The organism is Allorhizobium sp. Av2 (genome assembly GCF_021462805.2).
Lineage (GTDB): Bacteria > Pseudomonadota > Alphaproteobacteria > Rhizobiales > Rhizobiaceae > Allorhizobium > Allorhizobium vitis_G.
The window spans coordinates 3,513,059-3,534,043 of the sequence record NZ_CP192696.1 but is presented as its reverse complement, the minus strand read 5'-3'; the positions used below and the strand labels follow the sequence as shown (position 1 = coordinate 3,534,043).

22 protein-coding genes are annotated in these 20,985 nt (G+C 57.3%); 5 read left to right on the top strand and 17 right to left on the bottom strand.

What is annotated here, in order from left to right:
* Nucleotides 1–4 precede the first annotated feature (4 nt).
* From FS819_RS16455 to FS819_RS16415, 9 genes are all read right to left on the bottom strand, one after another.
* The gene (locus tag FS819_RS16455) at nt 5–817 is read right to left on the bottom strand and encodes a carbohydrate ABC transporter permease (protein WP_156548896.1); all 813 of its coding nucleotides are present in this window, start codon (nt 815–817) and stop codon (nt 5–7) included.
* Between the two features lie 3 nt (nt 818–820).
* Nucleotides 821–1,708 (bottom strand): carbohydrate ABC transporter permease, encoded by an 888-nt coding sequence (locus FS819_RS16450; protein ID WP_087726971.1) that lies wholly within the window; start codon nt 1,706–1,708, stop codon nt 821–823.
* The gene (locus FS819_RS16445; RefSeq protein WP_156548895.1) at nt 1,705–2,799 is read right to left on the bottom strand and encodes an ABC transporter ATP-binding protein; all 1,095 of its coding nucleotides are present in this window, start codon (nt 2,797–2,799) and stop codon (nt 1,705–1,707) included. Before FS819_RS16445 ends, FS819_RS16450 begins: the two co-directional genes overlap by 4 nt.
* 3 nt (nt 2,800–2,802) lie before the next feature.
* Nucleotides 2,803–3,906: an ABC transporter ATP-binding protein gene (locus FS819_RS16440; RefSeq protein ID WP_156548893.1), complete on the bottom strand. Its 1,104-nt coding sequence runs from the start codon at nt 3,904–3,906 to the stop codon at nt 2,803–2,805.
* 260 nt (nt 3,907–4,166) lie between these two features.
* The gene (locus FS819_RS16435) at nt 4,167–5,717 is read right to left on the bottom strand and encodes a glycerol-3-phosphate dehydrogenase (RefSeq protein ID WP_197434081.1); all 1,551 of its coding nucleotides are present in this window, start codon (nt 5,715–5,717) and stop codon (nt 4,167–4,169) included.
* 76 nt (nt 5,718–5,793) lie between these two features.
* Nucleotides 5,794–6,564: a DeoR/GlpR family DNA-binding transcription regulator gene (locus tag FS819_RS16430; RefSeq protein WP_156548891.1), complete on the bottom strand. Its 771-nt coding sequence runs from the start codon at nt 6,562–6,564 to the stop codon at nt 5,794–5,796.
* Between the two features lie 83 nt (nt 6,565–6,647).
* Nucleotides 6,648–7,049, bottom strand: a complete 402-nt coding sequence (locus tag FS819_RS16425) for a DUF2177 family protein (RefSeq protein ID WP_156548890.1) — start codon at nt 7,047–7,049, stop codon at nt 6,648–6,650.
* Between the two features lie 27 nt (nt 7,050–7,076).
* The gene (locus FS819_RS16420; RefSeq protein WP_156548888.1) at nt 7,077–7,769 is read right to left on the bottom strand and encodes a ChrR family anti-sigma-E factor; all 693 of its coding nucleotides are present in this window, start codon (nt 7,767–7,769) and stop codon (nt 7,077–7,079) included.
* Complete coding sequence (locus FS819_RS16415) at nt 7,769–8,335, bottom strand: sigma-70 family RNA polymerase sigma factor (protein WP_234624744.1); 567 nt, start codon at nt 8,333–8,335, stop codon at nt 7,769–7,771. The genes FS819_RS16420 and FS819_RS16415 overlap by 1 nt, the downstream gene beginning before the upstream one ends.
* 247 nt (nt 8,336–8,582) lie before the next feature.
* On the opposite strand from FS819_RS16415, the gene FS819_RS16410 reads away from it, so the two are divergent.
* Genes FS819_RS16410 through FS819_RS16400 form a run of 3 tightly spaced genes read left to right on the top strand, consistent with a single transcriptional unit; the run spans nt 8,583 to nt 11,952 of the window.
* Nucleotides 8,583–9,941, top strand: a complete 1,359-nt coding sequence (locus tag FS819_RS16410; RefSeq protein ID WP_156548887.1) for an NAD(P)/FAD-dependent oxidoreductase — start codon at nt 8,583–8,585, stop codon at nt 9,939–9,941.
* Nucleotides 9,938–10,741 carry a DUF1365 domain-containing protein gene (locus FS819_RS16405; protein WP_156548885.1) on the top strand — a complete coding sequence of 268 codons (804 nt, stop codon included), beginning with the start codon at nt 9,938–9,940 and terminating at the stop codon, nt 10,739–10,741. Before FS819_RS16410 ends, FS819_RS16405 begins: the two co-directional genes overlap by 4 nt.
* Nucleotides 10,738–11,952: a class I SAM-dependent methyltransferase gene (locus FS819_RS16400; RefSeq protein WP_156548884.1), complete on the top strand. Its 1,215-nt coding sequence runs from the start codon at nt 10,738–10,740 to the stop codon at nt 11,950–11,952. Before FS819_RS16405 ends, FS819_RS16400 begins: the two co-directional genes overlap by 4 nt.
* A gap of 66 nt (nt 11,953–12,018) precedes the next feature.
* Here FS819_RS16400 and FS819_RS16395 read toward each other — a convergent pair whose 3' ends face one another.
* The 3 genes from FS819_RS16395 to FS819_RS16385 all read right to left on the bottom strand — a co-directional run bounded on the left by FS819_RS16395 (nt 12,019) and on the right by FS819_RS16385 (nt 14,109).
* Nucleotides 12,019–12,789 carry an SDR family NAD(P)-dependent oxidoreductase gene (locus FS819_RS16395; RefSeq protein WP_156549395.1) on the bottom strand — a complete coding sequence of 257 codons (771 nt, stop codon included), beginning with the start codon at nt 12,787–12,789 and terminating at the stop codon, nt 12,019–12,021.
* Nucleotides 12,789–13,343 carry a DUF3833 family protein gene (locus tag FS819_RS16390; RefSeq protein WP_156548881.1) on the bottom strand — a complete coding sequence of 185 codons (555 nt, stop codon included), beginning with the start codon at nt 13,341–13,343 and terminating at the stop codon, nt 12,789–12,791. The genes FS819_RS16395 and FS819_RS16390 overlap by 1 nt, the downstream gene beginning before the upstream one ends.
* A gap of 67 nt (nt 13,344–13,410) precedes the next feature.
* Nucleotides 13,411–14,109 carry an SDR family NAD(P)-dependent oxidoreductase gene (locus tag FS819_RS16385; protein WP_156548879.1) on the bottom strand — a complete coding sequence of 233 codons (699 nt, stop codon included), beginning with the start codon at nt 14,107–14,109 and terminating at the stop codon, nt 13,411–13,413.
* Nucleotides 14,110–14,239: 130 nt separating this feature from the next.
* On the opposite strand from FS819_RS16385, the gene FS819_RS16380 reads away from it, so the two are divergent.
* Both FS819_RS16380 and FS819_RS16375 read left to right on the top strand, forming a co-directional pair.
* Nucleotides 14,240–14,641, top strand: a complete 402-nt coding sequence (locus tag FS819_RS16380) for a hypothetical protein (protein WP_070164126.1) — start codon at nt 14,240–14,242, stop codon at nt 14,639–14,641.
* A gap of 13 nt (nt 14,642–14,654) precedes the next feature.
* Nucleotides 14,655–15,134, top strand: coding sequence for a hypothetical protein (locus tag FS819_RS16375; protein ID WP_156548877.1), 480 nt, complete (start codon nt 14,655–14,657; stop codon nt 15,132–15,134).
* On the opposite strand, the gene iolB is transcribed toward FS819_RS16375, so the two are convergent.
* From iolB to FS819_RS16350, 5 genes are all read right to left on the bottom strand, one after another.
* Nucleotides 15,131–15,949 carry a 5-deoxy-glucuronate isomerase gene (gene iolB, locus FS819_RS16370; RefSeq protein WP_156548875.1) on the bottom strand — a complete coding sequence of 273 codons (819 nt, stop codon included), beginning with the start codon at nt 15,947–15,949 and terminating at the stop codon, nt 15,131–15,133. The genes FS819_RS16375 and iolB overlap by 4 nt on opposite strands.
* Nucleotides 15,946–16,152: a hypothetical protein gene (locus FS819_RS16365; RefSeq protein WP_070164129.1), complete on the bottom strand. Its 207-nt coding sequence runs from the start codon at nt 16,150–16,152 to the stop codon at nt 15,946–15,948. The genes iolB and FS819_RS16365 overlap by 4 nt, the downstream gene beginning before the upstream one ends.
* A gap of 108 nt (nt 16,153–16,260) precedes the next feature.
* On the bottom strand, nt 16,261–17,163 hold the full coding sequence (iolE, locus tag FS819_RS16360) for a myo-inosose-2 dehydratase (RefSeq protein WP_156548873.1): 903 nt from the start codon (nt 17,161–17,163) through the stop codon (nt 16,261–16,263).
* A 1-nt stretch (nt 17,164) separates the two neighbouring features.
* On the bottom strand, nt 17,165–19,000 hold the full coding sequence (gene iolD, locus FS819_RS16355; protein WP_156548872.1) for a 3D-(3,5/4)-trihydroxycyclohexane-1,2-dione acylhydrolase (decyclizing): 1,836 nt from the start codon (nt 18,998–19,000) through the stop codon (nt 17,165–17,167).
* A 27-nt stretch (nt 19,001–19,027) separates the two neighbouring features.
* Nucleotides 19,028–20,932, bottom strand: a complete 1,905-nt coding sequence (locus tag FS819_RS16350; protein ID WP_234624746.1) for a bifunctional 5-dehydro-2-deoxygluconokinase/5-dehydro-2-deoxyphosphogluconate aldolase — start codon at nt 20,930–20,932, stop codon at nt 19,028–19,030.
* Nucleotides 20,933–20,985: the final 53 nt, after the last annotated feature.

The following is a 20,985-nucleotide window of genomic DNA, read 5'->3' as shown; positions in this document are numbered from 1 at the left end:
CTCCTCAGACGCGACCGAGGGCAAAGCCCTTGGCGATATAATTGCGAACGAAATAGATCACCACGGCACCGGGGATCAGCGTCAGCACACCGGCAGCGGCCAGCAGGCCCCAATCGACACCGGAGGCAGACACAGTGCGGGTCATCACAGCGGCAATCGGCTTGGCATCAACCGTGGTCAGCGTGCGGGCGATCAACAGCTCTACCCATGAAAACATGAAGCAGAAGAAAGCCGCGACCCCGATGCCGGAGGCAATCAGCGGTATAAAGATCTTCACGAAGAAGCGCGGGAATGAATAGCCGTCGATATAAGCCGTTTCATCGATTTCCTTGGGGATACCGGACATGAAACCTTCCAGAATCCACACCGCCAGTGGCACGTTGAACAGGCAATGAGCCAGCGCCACTGCAATATGCGTGTCGATCATGTCAAAAGCCGAATAGAGCTGGAAGAACGGCAGGGCAAACACCGCAGGCGGTGCCATACGGTTGGTCAGCAGCCAGAAAAACAGGTGCTTGTCGCCCAAAAACCGGTAGCGCGAGAAGGCATAGGCAGCCGGAAGCGCGCAGGCGACCGAAATCACCATGTTCTGCACCACATAGATGATCGAGTTGATATAGCCCGAATACCAGGACTGGTCGGTGAAGATGGTGATGTAATTCTTCAGCGTCGGCTCATGCGGATAGAGCGTCAGGGAGCTCAGGATTTCCTGGTTGGTCTTGAAGCTCATGTTGACGAGCCAGTAGATCGGCAACAACAGAAACAGGATATAAAGGCTGATGATCAGCACTGAGCGAAGGGATCGGCGGTTGTTCATGGCTTAGTCCCCCTTCGGTGCTGACGCACTCTGGGCGTCGCTATGGGTCATGACAGTGTAGAAGACCCAGGACAGCAGCAGGATGATCAGGAAGTAGATGATCGACATCGCCGCCGCAGGCCCGAGGTCGAACTGGCCGAGTGCCATTTTCACCAGATCAATCGACAGGAAAGTGGTGGAATTGCCCGGACCGCCGCCGGTGACGACGAAAGGCTCGGTATAGATCATGAAACTGTCCATGAAGCGCAGCAGCACGGCAATCAGCAGCACCTGCTTCATCTTCGGCAGCTGGATGTAGCGAAACACCGACCAGCGCGAGGCGCCGTCGATCCGCGCTGCCTGGTAATAGGCATCCGGGATCGACACCAGACCGGCATAGCAGAGCAGCACGACAAGACTGGTCCAATGCCAGACATCCATGACGACGATTGTCGCCCAGGCATCAAATGGATTGGCCACGTAATTATAATCGAGACCGATGGCGTTGAGGGTATAGCCGAGCAGGCCGATATCGCTGCGCCCGAACACCTGCCAGATGGTGCCGACCACATTCCATGGGATCAGCAACGGCAGGGCCATCAGCACCAGGCAAACAGGCACGCCAAGCCCGGTCTTCGGCATGTTCAGCGCGATCAGAATGCCAAGCGGCACTTCGATGGCGAGAATGATCATCGAGAAGATCAGGTTGCGCCATAGCGCATCCCAGAACCGTTCCGATTGCAGGGTCTGGGTAAACCAGTCCGAACCAGCCCAGAAGAAGTCGTTATTGCCGAACGTGTCCTGCACCGAATAATTCACCACGGTCATCAGCGGAATGACAGCGGAAAAGGCGACCAGCAGCAGCACCGGCAGCACCAGAAACCAGGCCTTGTTATTCCAGGTCTTGTTCATGGCCTTAACCCTCCCAATCCGGCACCGGCGAAATCAACCCGCCAGGAATTTGCGTAGATATTGATGGCGGCCGGATCGAAGCTCACCTTCGGCTCAGTGGGAATATCGGCATCTTCCCGCAGCACGATAGAAATCGGCTGATCGGCAAAACGGGCGCGCACGATTTTCTGGCGACCGATATCCTCGACTTTGGAAATCTGCACCGGCATGCCCTCGCGGCCAAGGCGAATGAATTCCGGGCGAATGCCAAGCTCGGTAAGGGCTTCGCCCGGGATGACCGGACGGCCCGGGAGGGAAACCCGCTCTCCGCCGATCATCGCGGTATCACCATCGATGCCAGCGGCCAGCACATTCATGCCCGGCGAGCCGATGAAATAGCCGACGAATGTATGTTTCGGGCGGTCGAACAATTCGGCTGGCGTACCGATCTGGACAATCTGTCCGTCATACATCACCACCACCTTGTCGGCGAAGGTCAGCGCCTCGGTCTGGTCATGGGTGACATAGACCATGGTATAGGCGAATTCCCGATGCAATTGCTTGAGTTGGGCGCGCAGCATCCATTTCATATGCGGATCGATCACCGTCAGCGGCTCATCGAACAGGATGGCATTGACATCGGAGCGCACCAATCCACGACCAAGCGAGATCTTCTGCTTCTGGTCGGCGGTCAGACCCTGCGCCTTGCGCTTGGCCCAGGCTTCGAGATCGATCATTTTCAGAATGGTGCGCACCCGCACATCCACCTCAGCCTCCGGCACACGCCGATTTCTGAGCGGAAAGGCCAAATTATCGTAAACCGTCATGGTGTCGTAGACGACGGGAAACTGGAACACCTGGGCAATGTTGCGCGCCTCGGTGGACAATTGCGTCACATCCTTATCGCCAAACAGGATGCGCCCATCCGAAGGCTGCAACAGGCCGGACATGATATTGAGCAGGGTGGTCTTGCCGCAGCCGGAAGGACCGAGCAGGGCATAGGCACCGCCATCGTCGAAGTCGTGATGCACTTCCTTCAGCGCATAGAGCGGATTGGCGAGCCCCTTCGGGCCATAGGCGTGGCGGATATGATCGAGGGAAATTCGGGCCATATCTTACTCCCCCTGTGCTTCGAGCTGTCCGGCAAGATGTCCGGCAAGCGCCCGGCCGTCGCCATCGAAAGCCATCAGGTGACGGGTATCGAGATGAACCTGCACGTCGCGGCCCGGTTCGATATCGTGAATGCCATGCTCCAGCATCACCCAGCGCTCACCGGCATAGTCGAGGTGAATGTAGCTTTCCGAGCCGGAAATTTCCGAGATCATCGAGCGAGCCACCAGGGAACCTGCGCCATCGCTCGACGAGGCTCTCGCCAGCGACAGGTGATGCGGGTGAAAGCCCAGCGTCAACGGCTCCTCTGGCACATGCGACAGGTGCCTCGGCACTGTCAGAACCGGAATGCCGCCGATCATAAAATGGCCCTCGCGCCGGATGGCCTGAACGGTGTTCAACGGCGGATCGGCGAAGGTTCGGGCGGTTTTCAAGTCTGCTGGGCGGCGATAGACGTCGATGGTCGGGCCGTATTGCGTGACGCGGCCCTCCGAGAGTGTTGCAGTATGACCGCCCAGAAGCAGGGCTTCCGACGGCTCCGTCGTCGCATATACGAAAATCGCGCCCAGTTCGGCAAAGATCTTCGGCAGTTCCTCGCGCAATTCCTCGCGCAATTTATAGTCCAGATTGGCCAGCGGCTCATCCAGCAGCACTAGGCTGGCCTGCTTGACGATGGCGCGGGCCAGCGCCGTGCGCTGCTGCTGGCCGCCGGAGAGATTGAGCGGCGTGCGCTCCAGATAGGGCGTCAGCTTCAAAAGCTCGGCAGCTTTTTTCACCTCCCGGTCGATGGTGGCACGATCAACCTTGCGCACTCTGAGCGGCGAAGCGATGTTTTCATAGACGCTGAGGGCCGGATAATTGATGAATTGCTGGTAGACCATGGCAACCGACCGGTCCTGCACCCGCACACCGGTGACGTCCTTGCCATCGAACAGCAGGGAGCCGGATGTCGGCTTGTCCAGCCCGGCCATCAGCCGCATCAATGATGTCTTGCCCGACAGGGTCGGCCCAAGCAGAACGTTCAGCGACCCGCGTTGCAGGGTCAGGTTGACGGGATGGATGTGAACATCCCCCGCCACCACCTTGGACAGGTTTCGCAATTCCAGCATTGTGCGTCAGGCCTCCTCCGCCCGCCGACAACGACAACGGTCTGCGTCGGAACCGACACATCCATCCGCTATCATTCTTGTATTTGCCGCTTCAAACCCTTTGACCGACACGGTCCAGGTTCTTATCGGCATCTCCCTCTTGCGCGCCTACAGCGCCGTGCGCCATATATGGCGCACAAAGGTTCGCTGTAGCTCTTTATATCTGCTGCATAATTTTCTCTTTAAACCGATCCCGGTTTAAAGAATTATGCAGTAGCCTGTCAGGCCGCCCGCGCCTCCTCGATATAGTCTTCCAGCACTTTTGCCTGTTCGGCACTGAGGAACAGGCCCTGTTTGGTGCGGCGCCAGAGAATATCCTCCGCCGTTGCCGCCCATTCACGGGCGATCAGCCAATCGACTTCCGCCTGATACAGGGTTCCTCCGAAATAGCGCCCCAGCCCCTCCAGGCTTTTGGCACCATTGACGATCGTCGTGGCAAACGTGCCATAACATCTCACAAGCCGACGCGCGCACCGATCCTCCAGGAACGGAAAGGCCTTTTGCAGCCTCTCCACTTCCGCCAGATAGCCGGTCGCCGGAAAATCACCGCCCGGCAAATGGCTGGTCGCCGTCCAGGGCTTGCCCTTGACGCCGATCGCCTCACCAATCTTTTCCAACGCATGTTCACCCAGGCGCCGATAGGTGGTGAGCTTTCCGCCAAAAACGTTGAGCAGCGGCGCGGATTTTTCCGGCGTTTCCAGTTTCAGCACGTAATCTCGGGTGGCCTCCTGCGCTTTGGAGGCACCGTCATCATAAAGCGGCCGAACGGCGGAATAGGACCAGACAATGTCCTCAGGCCGGACCGGCTCGGCAAAATATTCGCTGGCAGCATCGCAGAGATAGGAGATCTCGGCACCGGAAATCTTCACATCCTTCGGATCGCCCTGATAATCCTGATCAGTCGTGCCGATCAGGGTGAAATCCGTCTCATAGGGAATGGCGAAGATGATGCGATTGTCCGGATTCTGGAAGAAATAGGCACGGGGATCATCGAATTTCTTCTTTACCACGATATGGCTGCCCTGCACCAGCCGCACATTATGAACATTGTTTCTGCCGACCGCATTGGATAGCACGCTATCGACCCACGGCCCGCCCGCATTGACCAGCATCCGCGCCTTGTAGGTGCTGCGCGCGCGACTGGCGCGGTCTTCGACCTCAACGATCCAGAGATCGCCGTCCCGACGCGCACCGATAACGCGATTGCGGCTGAGGATTGTGGCACCACGATCCGCAGCGTCGCGGGCATTCAGCACGACGAAACGGGCATCGTCGACCCAGCCATCCGAATATTCAAAGGCGCGGGTAAACAGCGGCTTCAGCGGATTGCCCGCCTTGTCCTTGCGCATATTCAATGTCTTAGTGGCGGGCAGCAATTTACGGCCACCCAGATGATCGTAGAGAAACAGGCCAAGCCGGATCAGCCAGGCGGGACGAATGCCGCCCTTATGGAACGGCAGCACGAAACGCATCGGCCAGATGATGTGCGGTGCCATGGCCCAGAGCACTTCACGCTCCATCAGCGCTTCGCGCACCAATCGAAATTCATAATGTTCAAGGTAGCGCAATCCACCGTGAATGAGCTTGGTGGCGCCCGAAGACGTGCCAGAGGCGAAATCGTTCATTTCCGCCAGCGCAACGGTATAGCCGCGCCCGACGGCGTCACGGGCGATGCCGCAGCCGTTAATACCACCACCAATAACAAATATGTCGAAGACAGGATCGCCGGACACGTTTCTCTCCCTTTCGCAATGCAGCATTATAGTGCGCATGCGAAACTGGATACAGCTAAAACGAACTTAAAACGAATGTCAAACGAAAGTTTAGCAGTCTCTATTGATCAGACCGCTATGGGACGCGGAATGCCTCGATCAACCGCACATCATGGTCACGGCAAATAGCGGCAAGGCCGTCAATATCGCAGACATCAGTGATGAACGTGTGAACCTGGCTGAGATGGCCGATGCGCACCGGGGCGGCGCGCTCGAATTTGGAGGAATCGGCCACCAGAATCACGTGCCGGGCATTGGCGATAATCGCCTGCGCTACCTTCACCTCCCGGTAATCGTAGTCCAGCAATGCGCCATCAGGATCGATGGCCGAAGCGCCGATCACCGCATAATCCACCTTGAACTGCCGGATGAAATCCACCGCCGCTTCCCCGACGATCCCGCCATCGGAGCCACGCACAACGCCGCCGGCGATTACCACCTCAATGCCTGGAAAAACCCGCAAGCGATTGGCAACATTGATATTATTGGTAATGACCATCAGGTCCTTATGATCCAGCAATGCTTCGCCCACCGCCTCGGTCGTCGTACCGATATTGATGAACAGAGATGCATTGCTGGGGATCAATTCGGCGGCAGCCCTGCCAATCGCCTGCTTTTCCGGCGCGGCCATCGAGCGGCGCGCTTCATAGCGAACGTTTTCGGCACCGCTTGGAAAGATTGCTCCTCCATGGACCCGCGTCAGCCGGCGCGTCTCGCAGAGATCGTTGAGATCCTTGCGGATGGTTTGCGGCGTGACCGAAAAGCGAAGCGCCAGGTCGTCCACCTGCACCCGGCCTTCCGCCTTGGCGATGTCGAGAATGTCGGATTGCCGGGCAGACAGAAACATGCACCCCTCCCCGTTTTCGTTTTTCTTTCATCATAATCCAAAACGAAAGCGGTGCAATGCACCTGACGTCTCACGTGAAACGTTTATACAAACCGGCTGGTAATCAGATAGCCAAGCCCGGCTGCGGTGGCCGTCAGCACCGTGCCCCAGGCCATGTCGACCAGACTGAGCGTCAGTGACCAGGATTTCAACGTCGCCAGATTGGTCATGTCATAGGTGCCGTAGGCAATCAGACCCAAAAGCGCGCCGCTAACCACAGCCGTCAACAGGCTGCCGTTCTGGAGGGCTGGACTGACCGCAAAATAAACAATGCCGACGATATAAACCAGATAGAACAGACCCGCAGCGGTAAAATTGGGCTGATCCCGCATCATATCGCCGATGCGGGACTTGTAAAAACCCAGCGCAATTTTGCTGAGCCATAGGAAATCCAAGGTGAAAAACACCGCAGCCGTGGCACAATAGGCAATCGCATAGCTGCGCATATGTTTTCATTCCCTTTAGAGTGAAGGCTATATACCGAGGATAGGTTGAAATAGCCGGACAAGGCGGCTCTTGAATCGTAGAGGTGCATCAGTGACGGCAAGGCAGATGCAATCTTCGCCGTCTTCAGCAATAGGCTGATGTTCCAACTGCTCGTCGGCTTCCTCCAGGTCGCCGCGTGCAAACCGGCCCTGTCCATCATGGAAGCTGCCTTTCAGCACCAGCGTCAGCTCGCGCCCACCATGGCTATGTTCCGGCACCGGCTTTCCGGCCGGAATGCGCAGCAGCCGCACGCTGGTTTCTCCATCGCGGGTCTTGATCGGAATGTGATAGGCACCGCGCCCAAGCGACTTCCATTTCAAACCATCGATATCCTGCCCCAGATAGGAGCGAAGCGGTTCCGGCAGGATCGCATCGTGCTGCCGGGAGGTGGTGTCCGGCGCCGGTTCAACCCGGCTGACAGTGCTTTCCCTGGTCCGTTCGCCGGAGGCAGCAAGCCTTGCGCGCATGTCCTGCCAGGAGCGGTCGACGCTGAGATCGGCATCGACAGGTTTTTCCGCCTCCAACAATGCCCCGGCAGTCACCTCCATGGCCGCGAGGCGCCGGCGACAATCGGGACATAAGGCGAGATGGGTGGCAATGGCGATGCCCCAGCCTTCGGCAAGGCTGCCATTGGCGTAATCGAGCAGCAATTCATCGCTGACATGATGGTGAACAGTCATCAGCGATCCTCCTCTGAGCGGTCTTCAAGGGCGGCACGAAGCTTGGCAAAGGCCATGCGGATTCTCGACTTCACAGTGCCGAGCGGAAGATTGAATTCCTTGGCAAGCGCGCTGTGAGGAATTTCGTGAAAGAACGACCGTTGCAACAGTTCCAACTGCTCCTGAGGCAATTGTCCCATGGCCTTGTGCAACCTTTCAGCGTCCTGGCGGTTTTCCAGATCCTGATCGGCTGGCATCACCTCGTCAGGCACGAAGGCCGGGTCGTTCGGATCGAATTCCGGCCGGTTCTGCTTGCGATAGGCCGAAACCCGGAGATTTCTGGCGATGGTAAAAATCCAGGCGGAGACATTGCCCCGGGCCGGATCGAATAACGCGGCCTTGTTCCAGACCACCATCATGGTTTCCTGCATCAATTCCTCTGCCGCCTGCTGGTCACGCGCCTGACGAGCCATATAAGCCTTTACGCGCGGACCGTAATGGCGGAACAACGTTTCGAATGCTTCCACATCCCGTTCGCGAGCAACTGCTGCGAGCATGGAAGACATGTCTTCGGTTTCAGCCTTCATAATCATCCCGTTTGCGCCAGAAGGCACGGATCTCCCACCCAACCGGCTGCGTCTGAAAAGGCGCGGGGCCGTCACTCTTCTATTGTGGCATTCCAGAGCCGCTTGGGAAATGATTATTGTCATGGCGCTTTCTACGCCTTGTCGCGAAAGCTGGATCACTGCCTGAAAAAAAATCCGCTCATGGCAATCCAGCCTCCGCTAGCGTTCGTAAATACTGTAAACGAACAACCGGGAGGCGACCGCTCTTATGAAGATCGGATTAGACAGCGGATTGACCACAGGCACAAAGCGCATTGCAGTTGTGGGATCGGGGATTTCCGGTCTGTCCTGCGCATGGCTTTTGTCCAAGGGTTTCGATGTCACGGTGTTTGAGGCTGAAAACCGCTTCGGTGGTCACGCCAATACCGTCAACGTCGCAGGACCAAACGGACCTGTGGCTGTTGATACCGGGTTCATCGTCTATAACGACCGAAATTATCCAAATCTCGTTGCCCTGTTCGATCATCTCGGCGTGCCAAACCAAGCCTCCGACATGTCCTTTGCAGCCTCGCTGGATGCGGGCCGTTTCGAATATTCCGGCTGCGGGCTGGCGGGTTTGCTCGGTCAGCGCAGCAACGTGCTTCGCCCGCGCTTCTGGCGCATGGTGGCTGACATAATGCGCTTTTACCGGGAAGCGCCTTTGCTGCTCGAGCGCCAAGACCTGACAGCGGCAACGCTTGGCGATTATCTCGATCTGGAAGCCTATAACAATGCGTTTATCGAGGATCACCTGCTACCTATGGGCGCTGCGATCTGGTCAACAACGGCTGCCGACATGCGGGCCTATCCGCTGAACGCCTTTGTCCGGTTCTTCATCAATCACGGTCTGGTCACGTTGAAGAACAGGCCGCAATGGCGCACGGTAACGGGGGGCAGCCGTGAATATGTCCTGCGCATCAAGCAGGCGACCAATGCCGATTTCCGGGCCAACGATCCGGTCAAGGCTATTATACGCAGTGCGCTGGGGGTGAAGATCGTCACGCAAAGCGGCTATCAGGATCGTTTCGATCAGGTTGTTGTCGCCACCCATGCGGATGAAGCACTGGCACTGTTGGACGATGCGCAAGGGTTGGAACGGGCGCTGCTTGGCTGCTTCGATTACACCAAGAATGTTGCTGTTCTGCATTCCGACACCAAACTGATGCCAAAACGCAAGCAGGTCTGGGCGAGCTGGAATTATATCGGCGAAGAGCGCAAGGCTGGCGAAGGGCCGCTGTGCGTAACCTATTGGATGAACCGGTTACAGGGCCTCGACGCCTCGCTTCCGCTGTTCGTAACGCTCAATCCTTCGCGCGACATCGACGAGTCCAAGGTGCATCAGGTCTTCAACTACACCCATCCGCTTTTCGATGCCAAGGCAATCGCCGCCCAGCGCCAGCTCTGGCAATTGCAGGGGCGCAACAGGACCTGGTTCTGCGGTGCGCATTTCGGCAGTGGCTTCCACGAGGACGGCCTTCAGTCCGGCCTGGCTGTTGCCGAACAATTGTCTGGAATTGCCCGTCCGTGGTCGGTGGAAAACCAATCAGGCCGGATTTTTGTCGAATCGGTGCTGGCGGCTGCACAATGAGCTGGTCATCGGCAATTTTCACCGGTGCGGTTGTGCATCAACGCCACCGGCCTAAAAAGCATAGTCTGCGATATCAGGTCTTCTGCCTGCTGGTCGATCTCGATGAACTGCCTGATATAGACAAGTCGCTTTGGCTTCTGGGATATAACCGCCGCGCCATCTTGAGAATTGACGACCGCGATCATGGCCTGGGCATTCCGGGAGGTTTGAAGACGTGGGTTGCCAACCATGTCGAGCAGGCCGGCCTTAACACCGAGGGCATGAAAGTGAGCATGCTCTGCTATCCGCGCATGTTCGGCTATGTTTTCAATCCCTTGACGCTTTATTATTGCTATGGGCCGTCCGGCGACCTGCTGGCCCTGCTTTACGAGGTTGAAAATACCTTTCACGAGCGGCACACTTATGTCATTCCGGCTAGCGTGGAAGAGGATGGCTCGATCCGCCACGCCTGCGCCAAGCAGATGTATGTCTCGCCCTTCATGCCGATGGAATGCCTCTACCGGTTCAAAATCGTGCCACCGGGCGAAACGGTGACAGTCGCCATCAACGAAGCCGACGAACAGGGGCTATTGCTCTATGCGTCGTTTTGCGGAAAGCGCCGCACCCTTGATGACCGGGCCCTGGCAAAGGTTCTGGTGCGTTATCCGCTGATGACGCTGAAAGTCATGGGCGCCATCCATTGGGAAGCGCTTAAACTCTGGGCGAAAGGCGTGCCATTGCATCGGCATCGCAAGGCGCAGAACCCGGTCGCCAGTTCCATCATTCCGCCTGAGGCTGCAAACGCAAGGAGCCCGTCATGACCCATGCCGACCAGCAAACCGCGACACTTTCTCTCACCTCCGCGCCGCTGTGGCAAAGGGTGCTGTGCGGCTGGGCGGGCCGCCTGACCCATGGCCATCTGACGCTGCTGTTTCCTGACGGCAAGGAACACCACGTCACCGGTCGTGAAGCCGGACCCTCTGCCGTCCTGAAGCTAAACAACGCCCGTCCGGTCTGGCGGGTGATGTCGGGGGGAACGCTCGGCTTTTCGAGGTCCTATATGGACGGCGACTGGGACAGTCCCGATATTGCCGGATTTTTGGAGCTTGCCATTGCCAATGAAGGCAATTGGCACGGGCTGATGTCACCCTCCGCACTGCTGGGCAAGCTGGCCCTGCTGCGCCATAAGCTGAGGCGCAATTCCAAGGCCGGAAGCCGGCGCAACATCGCCTTCCACTACGATCTCGGCAACGCCTTCTATCGCCATTGGCTGGATGAGACGATGACCTATTCATCGGCGCTCTATACCCATGCCCATCAATCGCTTGGCGAAGCGCAGTCCGCCAAATACCAGCGTATCGTGGAACAATTGGCGCTGGGGCCGGAAGATCACGTGTTGGAAATCGGCTGCGGCTGGGGCGGCTTTGCCGAACATGCCATCCGCGCCAGCGGGTGCCAGGTAACGGGCCTGACACTTTCCACCGAACAGGCCGCCTATGCGCGCCAGCGGATGCAGGCAGCGGGATATGCCGAGCGCTGCGATATCCGGCTGGAAGATTACCGGGATGTGCAGGGCCGGTTCACCAAGATCGTTTCCATCGAAATGTTCGAGGCAGTCGGTGAGGAAAACTGGCCGGTCTATTTCAACCGGGTGCGCGATCTGCTGGTAGACGGCGGGAAGGCCGTGGTTCAGGTCATCACCCTGGATGAGAGCCGTTTCGAGCAATATCAGCGCGAAGCGGATTTCATCCAGACCTATATTTTTCCAGGTGGCATGTTGCCCTCGGTCGAGCGATTCCAAGCATCGGCGCAAAAATCGGGATTGAAAACCTGCGATACTTTCCGCTTTGGTCTGGATTATGAGCGCACTCTGCTCACCTGGGACAAGAGCTTTACCGCCCATTGGTCCAAAATTGCACCGCTGGGGTTTGACGAGCGCTTCTTCCGCATGTGGCGCTATTATCTGCATTACTGCGCGGCAGGCTTTCGAACCGGACGGCTTGATGTGGTGCAGTTCGAGCTTGAAAAATAAACGTTCGATCATCAATCAAAAAGGGGGCGAAGGCCCCCTTTTGACGTTACAACACTCTCAAATATTTCAGCTTTTCCGCAGCATTTTGCGCGTCAACGCGAAATACAGCGGATAAGGCAAAAGCCTCAACAGCTTGAGTGACACCACCATTTGCCAGGGAAAGGCGATTTCAAATTTTCCGGCCTCCATTCCCTTTTCAATGTGATCGGCAGCCTGCTCAGCCGTCACCAGGAAGGGCATGGGGAAGTCATTCTTGTCGGTCAGCGGGGTTTTGACAAAGCCCGGATTGATAATGCTGATCGCCACGCCTTTTTCGGCAAGAGCCGGACGCAAGGCCTCGGCCAGGGTGATCATCGCTGATTTGGTTGCCCCGTAAATGCCGCCGCCCGGCAGGCCGCTATAGCCGGAGACCGAACCGACAAGGCCTATCCGGCCTTTGCCGCGAGCGACCATCACGGCAATCACCGCTTCCAGGCAATGGCCGGTGCCGACCAGATTGAGATCGACCATCCTGCGCAACTGCTCGGCCTCGAAACGCACTGCATTTTCGCGGATATAGGAGCCTGCGGAAAACACCGCCATGTCGATCGGGCCAAGCCTGGCTTCAATGTCGGCCACCACCTGTTTCACCGCGTTTCCGTCGGTAATATCCAGCGGAAAAGCATGAATTCGATCTGGATTTTCAGCCGCCAGCGCCAGCAGATCCTCGGTCCGCCTAGCACTGACGCCGACGATATAGCCTTGACGCGCCAATTTCAGCGCAAGCGCGCGCCCAATGCCGGAACTGGCGCCGGTGATCCAGGCAACCCTGGCGCGCGACGAGGATGACATGACCATCACGGTGCAATCTCCTGGCGCTTTTGTGCCTTTGTCTTGGTGGCATTGCCGGCCTTATGGAAGGAAACGGTGGTCTTGGCGACCGGAAAGCCAAATTTCGTAACCCAGGCGGTGTTGAGCACGGTACCATCCGGCTTCAACACCATTTTGTCGTAGAACCTGACCTTGTTGGACTGGGTCTCGGGCGAGAGATAGACGAGATAGTTGAAACGAGCGGTATCGCCGCTCAGCCGCACCAGCGCATTGCCCACCACATCCTCGCGGGTTCCGGTATAGGTCGTCGGCCCTGTTTTGACGAACTGCCAGGTTTTGCGGTCGCGCGTGCCATCCTCGAAGCGAAAATCCTCCCGCAGTGTCAGAATATGACCATCCCATTTGCCAGTGAGATCGACGGTGAACTTGCGACTGACACCATTGATGGCGGCGAAGTGTCCCTCGGCCACGGTCTTGCCGACGAAATAGTCCTCGAAGGTAAAATCAGCCGCCACTGCTGGGCTTATAGATGCAAATAGTCCGACGCCCAGACCCGCAAGTGCAGATTTCAGTCCCGACATGATCAAATCTCCGGTTCATTGCTATCAATACTTGAACTACGCGCCAAACGGGCTTCCGGATTGGTTGCTACCACTCGATCACGGAACCGTCATAGGCGAAAAAGCCGCCTGTCTGGGCGGGCGGGAGCGTGTCGAGCACGGATAGCAATAGGCCTGCGCTGTGATCCGGGGCAAACCGCTCATGACCCACGGCGAAATTAGCAGAAAGTCCGGTATCGACACTGCCGGGATGCAGGCTGACAATGACGGATTGCGGTCGTGATCGGGCGATTTCGATAGCGCTGGTATGAACGATCTGGTTGAGAGCCGCCTTGGATGCCCGATAGGAAATCCAGCCACCAAGTCGATTATCGCCAATCGAACCGACCCGAGCCGACAGAAAACCCATCAGCGACCGGCTGTTTTTCGCCAGAAGCGGCGTGAAATATTTGAGCACCAGCGCTGGACCAATGGCATTCAGCGCAAATTGGGCCGCCATCGCTTCAGAAGTTACGGCTTTGATGGCTTTTTCTGGCCCAACGCCGTTAATAGTCAAAGCGCCCGTTGCACAAACGATCAAATCGAAGCTGTGTTGCTGACCAGCCAGGCGCTCCGCACAGGCGGCGATGCTCGCCTCCTCCATCAGGTCGAAGCCGTTCTCTCGGCGCGATAGCGTCACCACCTCCCGACAGGCACTATCCGACCCCAATATCGCGCAAAGGGCTGAACCGATACCGCCGGATGCGCCGATAACGAGTGCGCTATAGCTTGGGCGAAGCGATGTCATTGATGTAAAGCGACGCATTTTCCACCTTTTTGCGACATTTATTGTGCTGCCAGTCATCCGAATGCTGACGGGCTGCGTAACACCTCTACGATTCTACTCAGAACGATGGATCACAGGAGGACTTGGAATCATGTCGTTTCGACGTTTATTGATCAGTATCGCCCTGGTTGCGTGTGCTACCGGCACCGCGCAGGCCGCCAATGAAAGCCGATATACCTCCACCGACATCAAAAGCGACATCATCGGCAAGCGCATCTATCTCGCCACGCCGATGGGCGGGGAGTTTCCGCTGAATTATCGCACAAGTGGGGTCGTTGATGGCTCGGGGGAAGCTCTGGGTCTTGGCCGCTTCGTGAAGCCCAATGATACCGGCAAATGGTGGATCAATGGCGACCGCCTCTGCCAGCGCTTTACCACCTGGTATAAAGGCACGCCGATGTGTTTCGAGCTCTATAAAACCGGCGATAAAAGCCTCAACTGGATCCGCGACAATGGCCAGAAGGGGACAGCCCGAATCGGGCAATCCCTGTAATCTGAGGTGGCAAATGCTGGAGTCTTTTGACCAATGGGACATTCAACCGTTTGGCAAATTGAAGCCGATTCCCTACACCGCACGATTTTCACTGGCGGAATATGAAACGATCAAGAAGGGTTTCATTCCAAATTCCATGGAGGATAAGTGGGTTATTTTCTTCGCCGCTCACTCACTATTTCTCCATCGGAGTTGGACGGGGGCGGCGGTATATCGCGTGGATTTTTCTGAAAGATCAAACACGTTTAATGTCAAAAATGCTTATGTTGACGAGGCTGTCTGTCAAAAAGACAATGGCGCGTATGATGCAGCACTATTATCCTTTTTAATAGACAATATTCTTCTCTCCAGAAACTCACCGTTCCCTATGATCGAGGCAAACAAGCGTTTTCCAACCGGTGCCTATCAACACCATATTGCGGGCACCGGATACAGGGAAACATCTTTCAAACCTCCCCGCCCCTGGTGGAGGTTTTGGGGAAGGGACCATTAAGCTTTTGGCGGATTGTCGCGTTTGAAAATCCAGTCATGGTCGGGGTGGTTCTGGAAGCGCCATTTGCGCAGCGGTCCGGCCATGACGTTGAGATAATACATCTCATAGCCATAAGGGGCACCGCATGGATGGTGGCCCTTGGGCACCAGCACCACATCGCCATCAGAGACGGCCATGGTTTCATCCAGCGTGCCGTCTTCGGTAAAGACGCGCTGGAAGCCAAAGCCTTGAGCCGGATTCAAACGATGATAATAGGTCTCTTCCAGATAGGTCATATCCGGGAAATTATCCTCATCATGCCGATGCGGCGGGTAGGATGACCAGTGGCCCTGCGGGGTAAACACTTCTGTCACCAGCAGACTATCGGCCACATCGCGCTCTTCCATGGCAATGGGGAAGATATAGCGGGTGTTAGCTCCCTTGCCGCGCTCCGTGAGGACCACGCCTGCCGGGCCAATCACCTGTGCCTCGCGGCCCGGTTTTGCGGGCGCGGTGCAGACGGCCAGCGTTACATCCGTGGTGGCGATGGCGCTCCACTCGCTGCCAGCCGGGATGTAGACGCAATGGGGCGGCTTTTTCTCAAACACATTCATGCGGTCGCCAAGCTCGCCGAAGCTTTTGCCCGCAGCCGAAATCTCGGCTTTGCCCTCGACCAGCACCAGAATCACTTCCGTCTCGCCCGTCTGTTCAGCGGCCTTTTCGCCTGCTTTCAGCTTATAAAGGCCAAAGCCGACATAGCCCCAATTGGCGCTTTCCGGGGTGATGTCATGCACTTTGCCAATGGCGGCCACGGGCTTGCGCAATAGGTTGGTCATTTTTCATCTCCCTTCCCCGGCGTTTTGTAAAACACCCAGAACAGTTGCAGACCGGCGTAAAACCCAAGCGCCAGCGAAATCATCGCCCAGGTTTGAGACCCATTATAAAGCTCGACCCCCGCCCAGACCAGCGGCACCAGCACGACCAGAATGCGCACCCAGAGCGGCTTAAAAAACGGGTGGTGGGGATCGAGAAATTGCATTGGCTTACCTTGTGTGTTCGGGTCAGGGCTGGCCCCTTCCCGTTGGAGGCTGTGGTGGGAGGGATATAGCATAGGTCGGTGCTTGCTTAACCCCCTCGCTCCGACCGATTAAGCCGCCTTATCCAACCCCGCAGCCTTAGCCATCGCCTTCAGCGAAGCAAGCCCAAGGCTCTGGTAATCATAGGGATTGCGCACATCCGGGTCCTGCTCGGCCTCAATCACCAACCAGCCTTCATAGCCATGTTCGCCTGCAATTTTCAGCACCGGCGGAAAATTGACACCGCCCTCACTGTCGCCCGGCACTGTGAACACACCACGGCGCACGCCTTCAAGGAAGGAGAGCTTTTCATCGCGCACTTGCTTTGCAATCACCGGGCGGATGTTCTTGGCGTGGATATGACCCACGCGGCCCATATAGTGGGTTGCCACGCGCTCCGGGTTGCCGCCGCCAAACAGGCAATGGCCGGTATCCAGCAACAGCTTGGCATGCGGGCCAGTGTTGGCCATCAGCTTGTCGATTTCTTCTTCGCTCTCGACAATCGTGCCCATGTGGTGGTGGTAAACCAGAGCAATGCCTTGCGCCGCCGCAAATTCAGCCAATGCTTCCACGCCTGCGCCAAAGCTGGCCCACTCACTATCAGCCAGTTTCGGGCGATCATTCACCGGCTTGCCGTCATCACCATGGATAGCATTCGATGTTTCGCAGACAATGATCACCTTGCTGCCCATGGCCTTCAACAGATCGAGGGCAGGCTGCATCGCTGCCTTTTCGTCCTCAATCGAATTTGTCAGCAGGTTCAGCGAATGCCAGCCGGAGACGTAGCGAAGGCCGCGTGGCTCCAACACAGCCTTCAGGGCCGCTGGTTCCTGCGGGAATTTATGGCCCTTTTCAATGCCGTCGAAGCCGATTTTGGCGGTTTCATCGAGGCATTGGTCGAGGCTGATATGGGCACCCAGCGTGCGGTCGTCGTCATTGGACCAGGCAATCGGGTTGGTTCCGTAGAGAATCATCTTACTGTCTTTCCTTCAGCGCTGCCACGTAGTGGGCGCGAGCCTGTTGCACTTCATTGCGGTCTGATACTTCTGGCACCGCCACATCCCACCAGTACCCGCCAGCTTCAGGCGTTGGGTAAGGATCGGTGTCAATGACAATCACGGTGGGTCGTGTCGCCTCGCGGGCACTGGCCAAAGCGGTTTCAAGCTCGGCAATGGTGGTTACTTTGCTTGAATCGGCACCCATGGATGCGGCGTGGGCGGCAAAATCGATTTGCGGCGCGTGGATATGCGAGGTGTGGGCGTAGAGATTGTTAAACTCCGCCCCGCCGGTGCCCATTTGCAGGCGGTTGATGCAGCCGTAGCCCCGGTTATCGGTGATGACAACGGTGATTTTCACGCCCAAAGCGCAGGCGGTGACCAGCTCGGAATTCATCATCATGTAAGAGCCGTCGCCGACCATGACGATCACGTCACGCTCCGGCTCGGCCATCTTGATGCCCATGCCGCCGGCAATCTCATAGCCCATGCAGGAGAAGCCATATTCCATATGGTAGGACAGCGGCAGTTTGGATTTCCAAAGCTGGTGCAACTCGCCCGGCATAGTGCCAGCGGCACACATCACCACCGTATTGTCACGCGAGGCGCGTTGCACGGCCCCAATCACCTGCATGTCTGTTGGCAGGCTGTTGCCATCCTTCGGCGGTGCCGTGACTGCATCGGCCTTTGCGAACCAATCGGCTTTGAGGCCTGCATCCGGCGTGGAAAAGCGATGATCCCCCAAAGCAGAGGAGATCAGTTCCAGACCAATTTTCGCATCGGCCACCAGCGGCAGGGCATCATGCTTGGCGCTATCGTAGGGCTGAACATTGAGAGCCAGAATCTTGCGGTTGGGGTTCTTGAACAGCGCCCACGATCCGGTGGTAAAATCCTGAAAGCGGGTGCCAACACCGATCACAAGATCCGCCCCCTCGCAAATCGTGTTGGCACTGGCTGCACCCGTCACGCCGACGGGTCCGAAATTCAGCGCGTCATCCCATGGCAGGGCCGATTTTCCGGCCTGGGTTTCCACCACTGGAATCTGATGCTTTGTCGCAAAATCCAGCAAGGTTTGGGTGGCCCCGGAAAAATGCACGCCACCGCCAGCAACAATCACCGGGCTTTTGGCGGATTTGATGGCGGCAATCGCCGTTTCCAGCTCAAACGCATCGGGCTGCGGACGGCGGATGTGCCAGATTTTTGGCGCAAAGAAGCTTTCAGGATAATCATAGGCCTCGGCCTGTGTATCCTGACAAAAGGCCAGCGTTACCGGGCCGCAATCGGCGGGGTCAGTCATGGTGCGAAAGGCGCGGGGAAGCGCGGTCAACAGATGTTCAGGCCGGGAAATACGGTCGAAATAGCGGCTGACGGGGCGGAAGCAATCATTGGCCGACATGACGCCATCATTGAAATCTTCCACCTGCTGCAACACCGGATCAGGTCCGCGATTGGCAAAGACATCACCGGGCAGAAGCAGAACCGGCAGGCGGTTAACATGCGCCAAGGCCGCAGCCGTGACCATGTTCAGCGCACCGGGACCAATGGAGGAGGTAACAGCCATAGCGCGGCGGCGGCCAAGCTGTTTGGCATAGGCAATGGCCGCGTGGGCCATGGATTGCTCATTCTGGCCGCGCCATGTGGTGACGCTATCTTTCGCCCCCTGCAAGGCCTCGCCCAGACCCGCAACATTGCCATGGCCAAAAATGGCCCAGACGCCAGCAATAAACGGCACGCCTTCCGGCGTCATCTGATTGGCAAGGTAGCGCACCAGAGCCTGAGCGGCTGTCAATCGCACCGTTTTCCCAGCGGTAGTCATTGTCTCTCTCCCTGAAATTCTAAAGGCTCAAGCGTTTGAACGCGCCCGATCCCATACCTGACACAGCGATGTGTATTTACCCACCATGTCCGCAATCGCATCGTCATCCGATAGTGTGCCAGCTAACCACTTGCGGGCCGCATCGCCAAAAATGGTGCGGCCAACGGCAAAGCCCTTGACCAGATCAAAGCTGGCTGCGGTTTTAAAGCTCTCCTCAAGCTCGGCAGCGGGCGCATCCAGACCCAGAACAACAATGCCCCGCGTATAGGGATCGTTGCGGGAAATGGCATCAACCGCCTTCGCCCAAGCACCTGTCGTTTTCATCGGCTCTAGCTTCCACCAATCGGGGTAGACGCCAATGTCGTAGAAGCGCTGGATGATGGTGGCGGCAGTATCATCATCGGTGGGGCCAACCTTGGAGGGGATAATCTCCAACAGCATTTCAAGCCGGTTACGCCGTGCAGCCGTGAAAAGACGTTTTACCGTATTTTCTTGTTGTTCCTTCAAAGCCGCATCATCATCGGGATGGTAGAAGCACAGAACCTTGACCACATTTTCCACCGGCCATTCGGTGAGGCCACCAAAATCTTCGCCCAGTTCCGGCTCCAATGTCAGCGGGCGCGAGCCCGGCCATTCCACGGGGCGGCCAATCCAAAGACCAGACCCGGAGGCCTGATAGAGCGCATCACGGCCCAAACGGCTATCACACAAAATGCCATAACCGGGCTGACCATTGGCCACCTGCTGCGCCGCTTTGAGGCAAAGCTGCTTGAAAGCACCGATCCGCTCATGGGATACACCCGCCTCATCACACATGGCTTCCAGCTGCATACGGTGATCGAAGGCAAACACCCGCATCTGCGGCCATTCACCATCACGGTTGGTGGACCAATGCACCTGCTCCAGCGCCGCATCCTTGCGGAGCGCTTTGTTGCGAATGCCGGTTTTGAAGAAATAATCCAGCTCTTCAAGGCTGGGATAGGCGGGCGTGCAGCCGTGGCGCGAGACGGCAAAGGCACCGCAGGCATTGGCATATTTCAAGGCCGTCGGCCAATCCTTGCCCGTCAACCAGCCTTTCAGCAGGCCAGACATGAAGCCATCGCCAGCGCCCAGCACATTGAAGACCTCAATGGGGAAGCCTTCGCCAGTCTGGCCATCGTCAAGGCTATCTGGAATTGCGCCATCAAACACCACAGCGCCCAAGGCACCGCGCTTGCACACCAATGTTGCCCCAGACACGTTCCGCACCGCCCGCAGCGCTTCCACCGTGTTGGTAGAGCCGCCCGCGATGTGGAATTCTTCTTCCGTGCCGACAATCAGATCAAACCAATGCAGGGTTGATTGGAGTTTGGCGGTGACGGCTTGCGACTCGATAAACCGGCTTTCGCCATCGCCATGACCCGCCAAACCCCAAAGGTTGGGACGGTAATCAATATCCAGCGCGGTTTTTGCGCCATTTTCCCGCGCCAATCGCAGCGCCTTCAGCACCGCAGCTTCGGTATTGGGATGCGACAGATGCGTACCCGTGACGCACACACAACCGGACTCGGCCACAAAGGCGGGATCAATATCATCCTCGCACAGCGCCATGTCGGCGCAGTTTTCTCTGTAGAAAATCAGCGGAAACTGGTGCTCATCGCGAATGCCGAGCAAAACCAGCGCCGTCAGCCGCTTGGGGTCCGTCTTGACGCCCCGCACATCCACGCCTTCGCGCACCAATTGTTCGCGGATAAAGCGACCCATATGCTCATCGCCCACGCGAGTGATCAGCGCGGATTTCAAACCCAACCGGGCCGTGCCTGCGGCAATATTGGTGGGGGAGCCGCCGATATATTTGTTAAAGGAGGCCATATCTTCCAAACGGCCACCCACTTGCGCGCCGTAGAGATCAACGGACGAACGGCCGATGGTGATCAGGTCAAGTTTTGGCACGCTTTCCTCCTTGGACGCGGCAGGGCTTGTTTCTCCTGCCGTCAATGACCTCA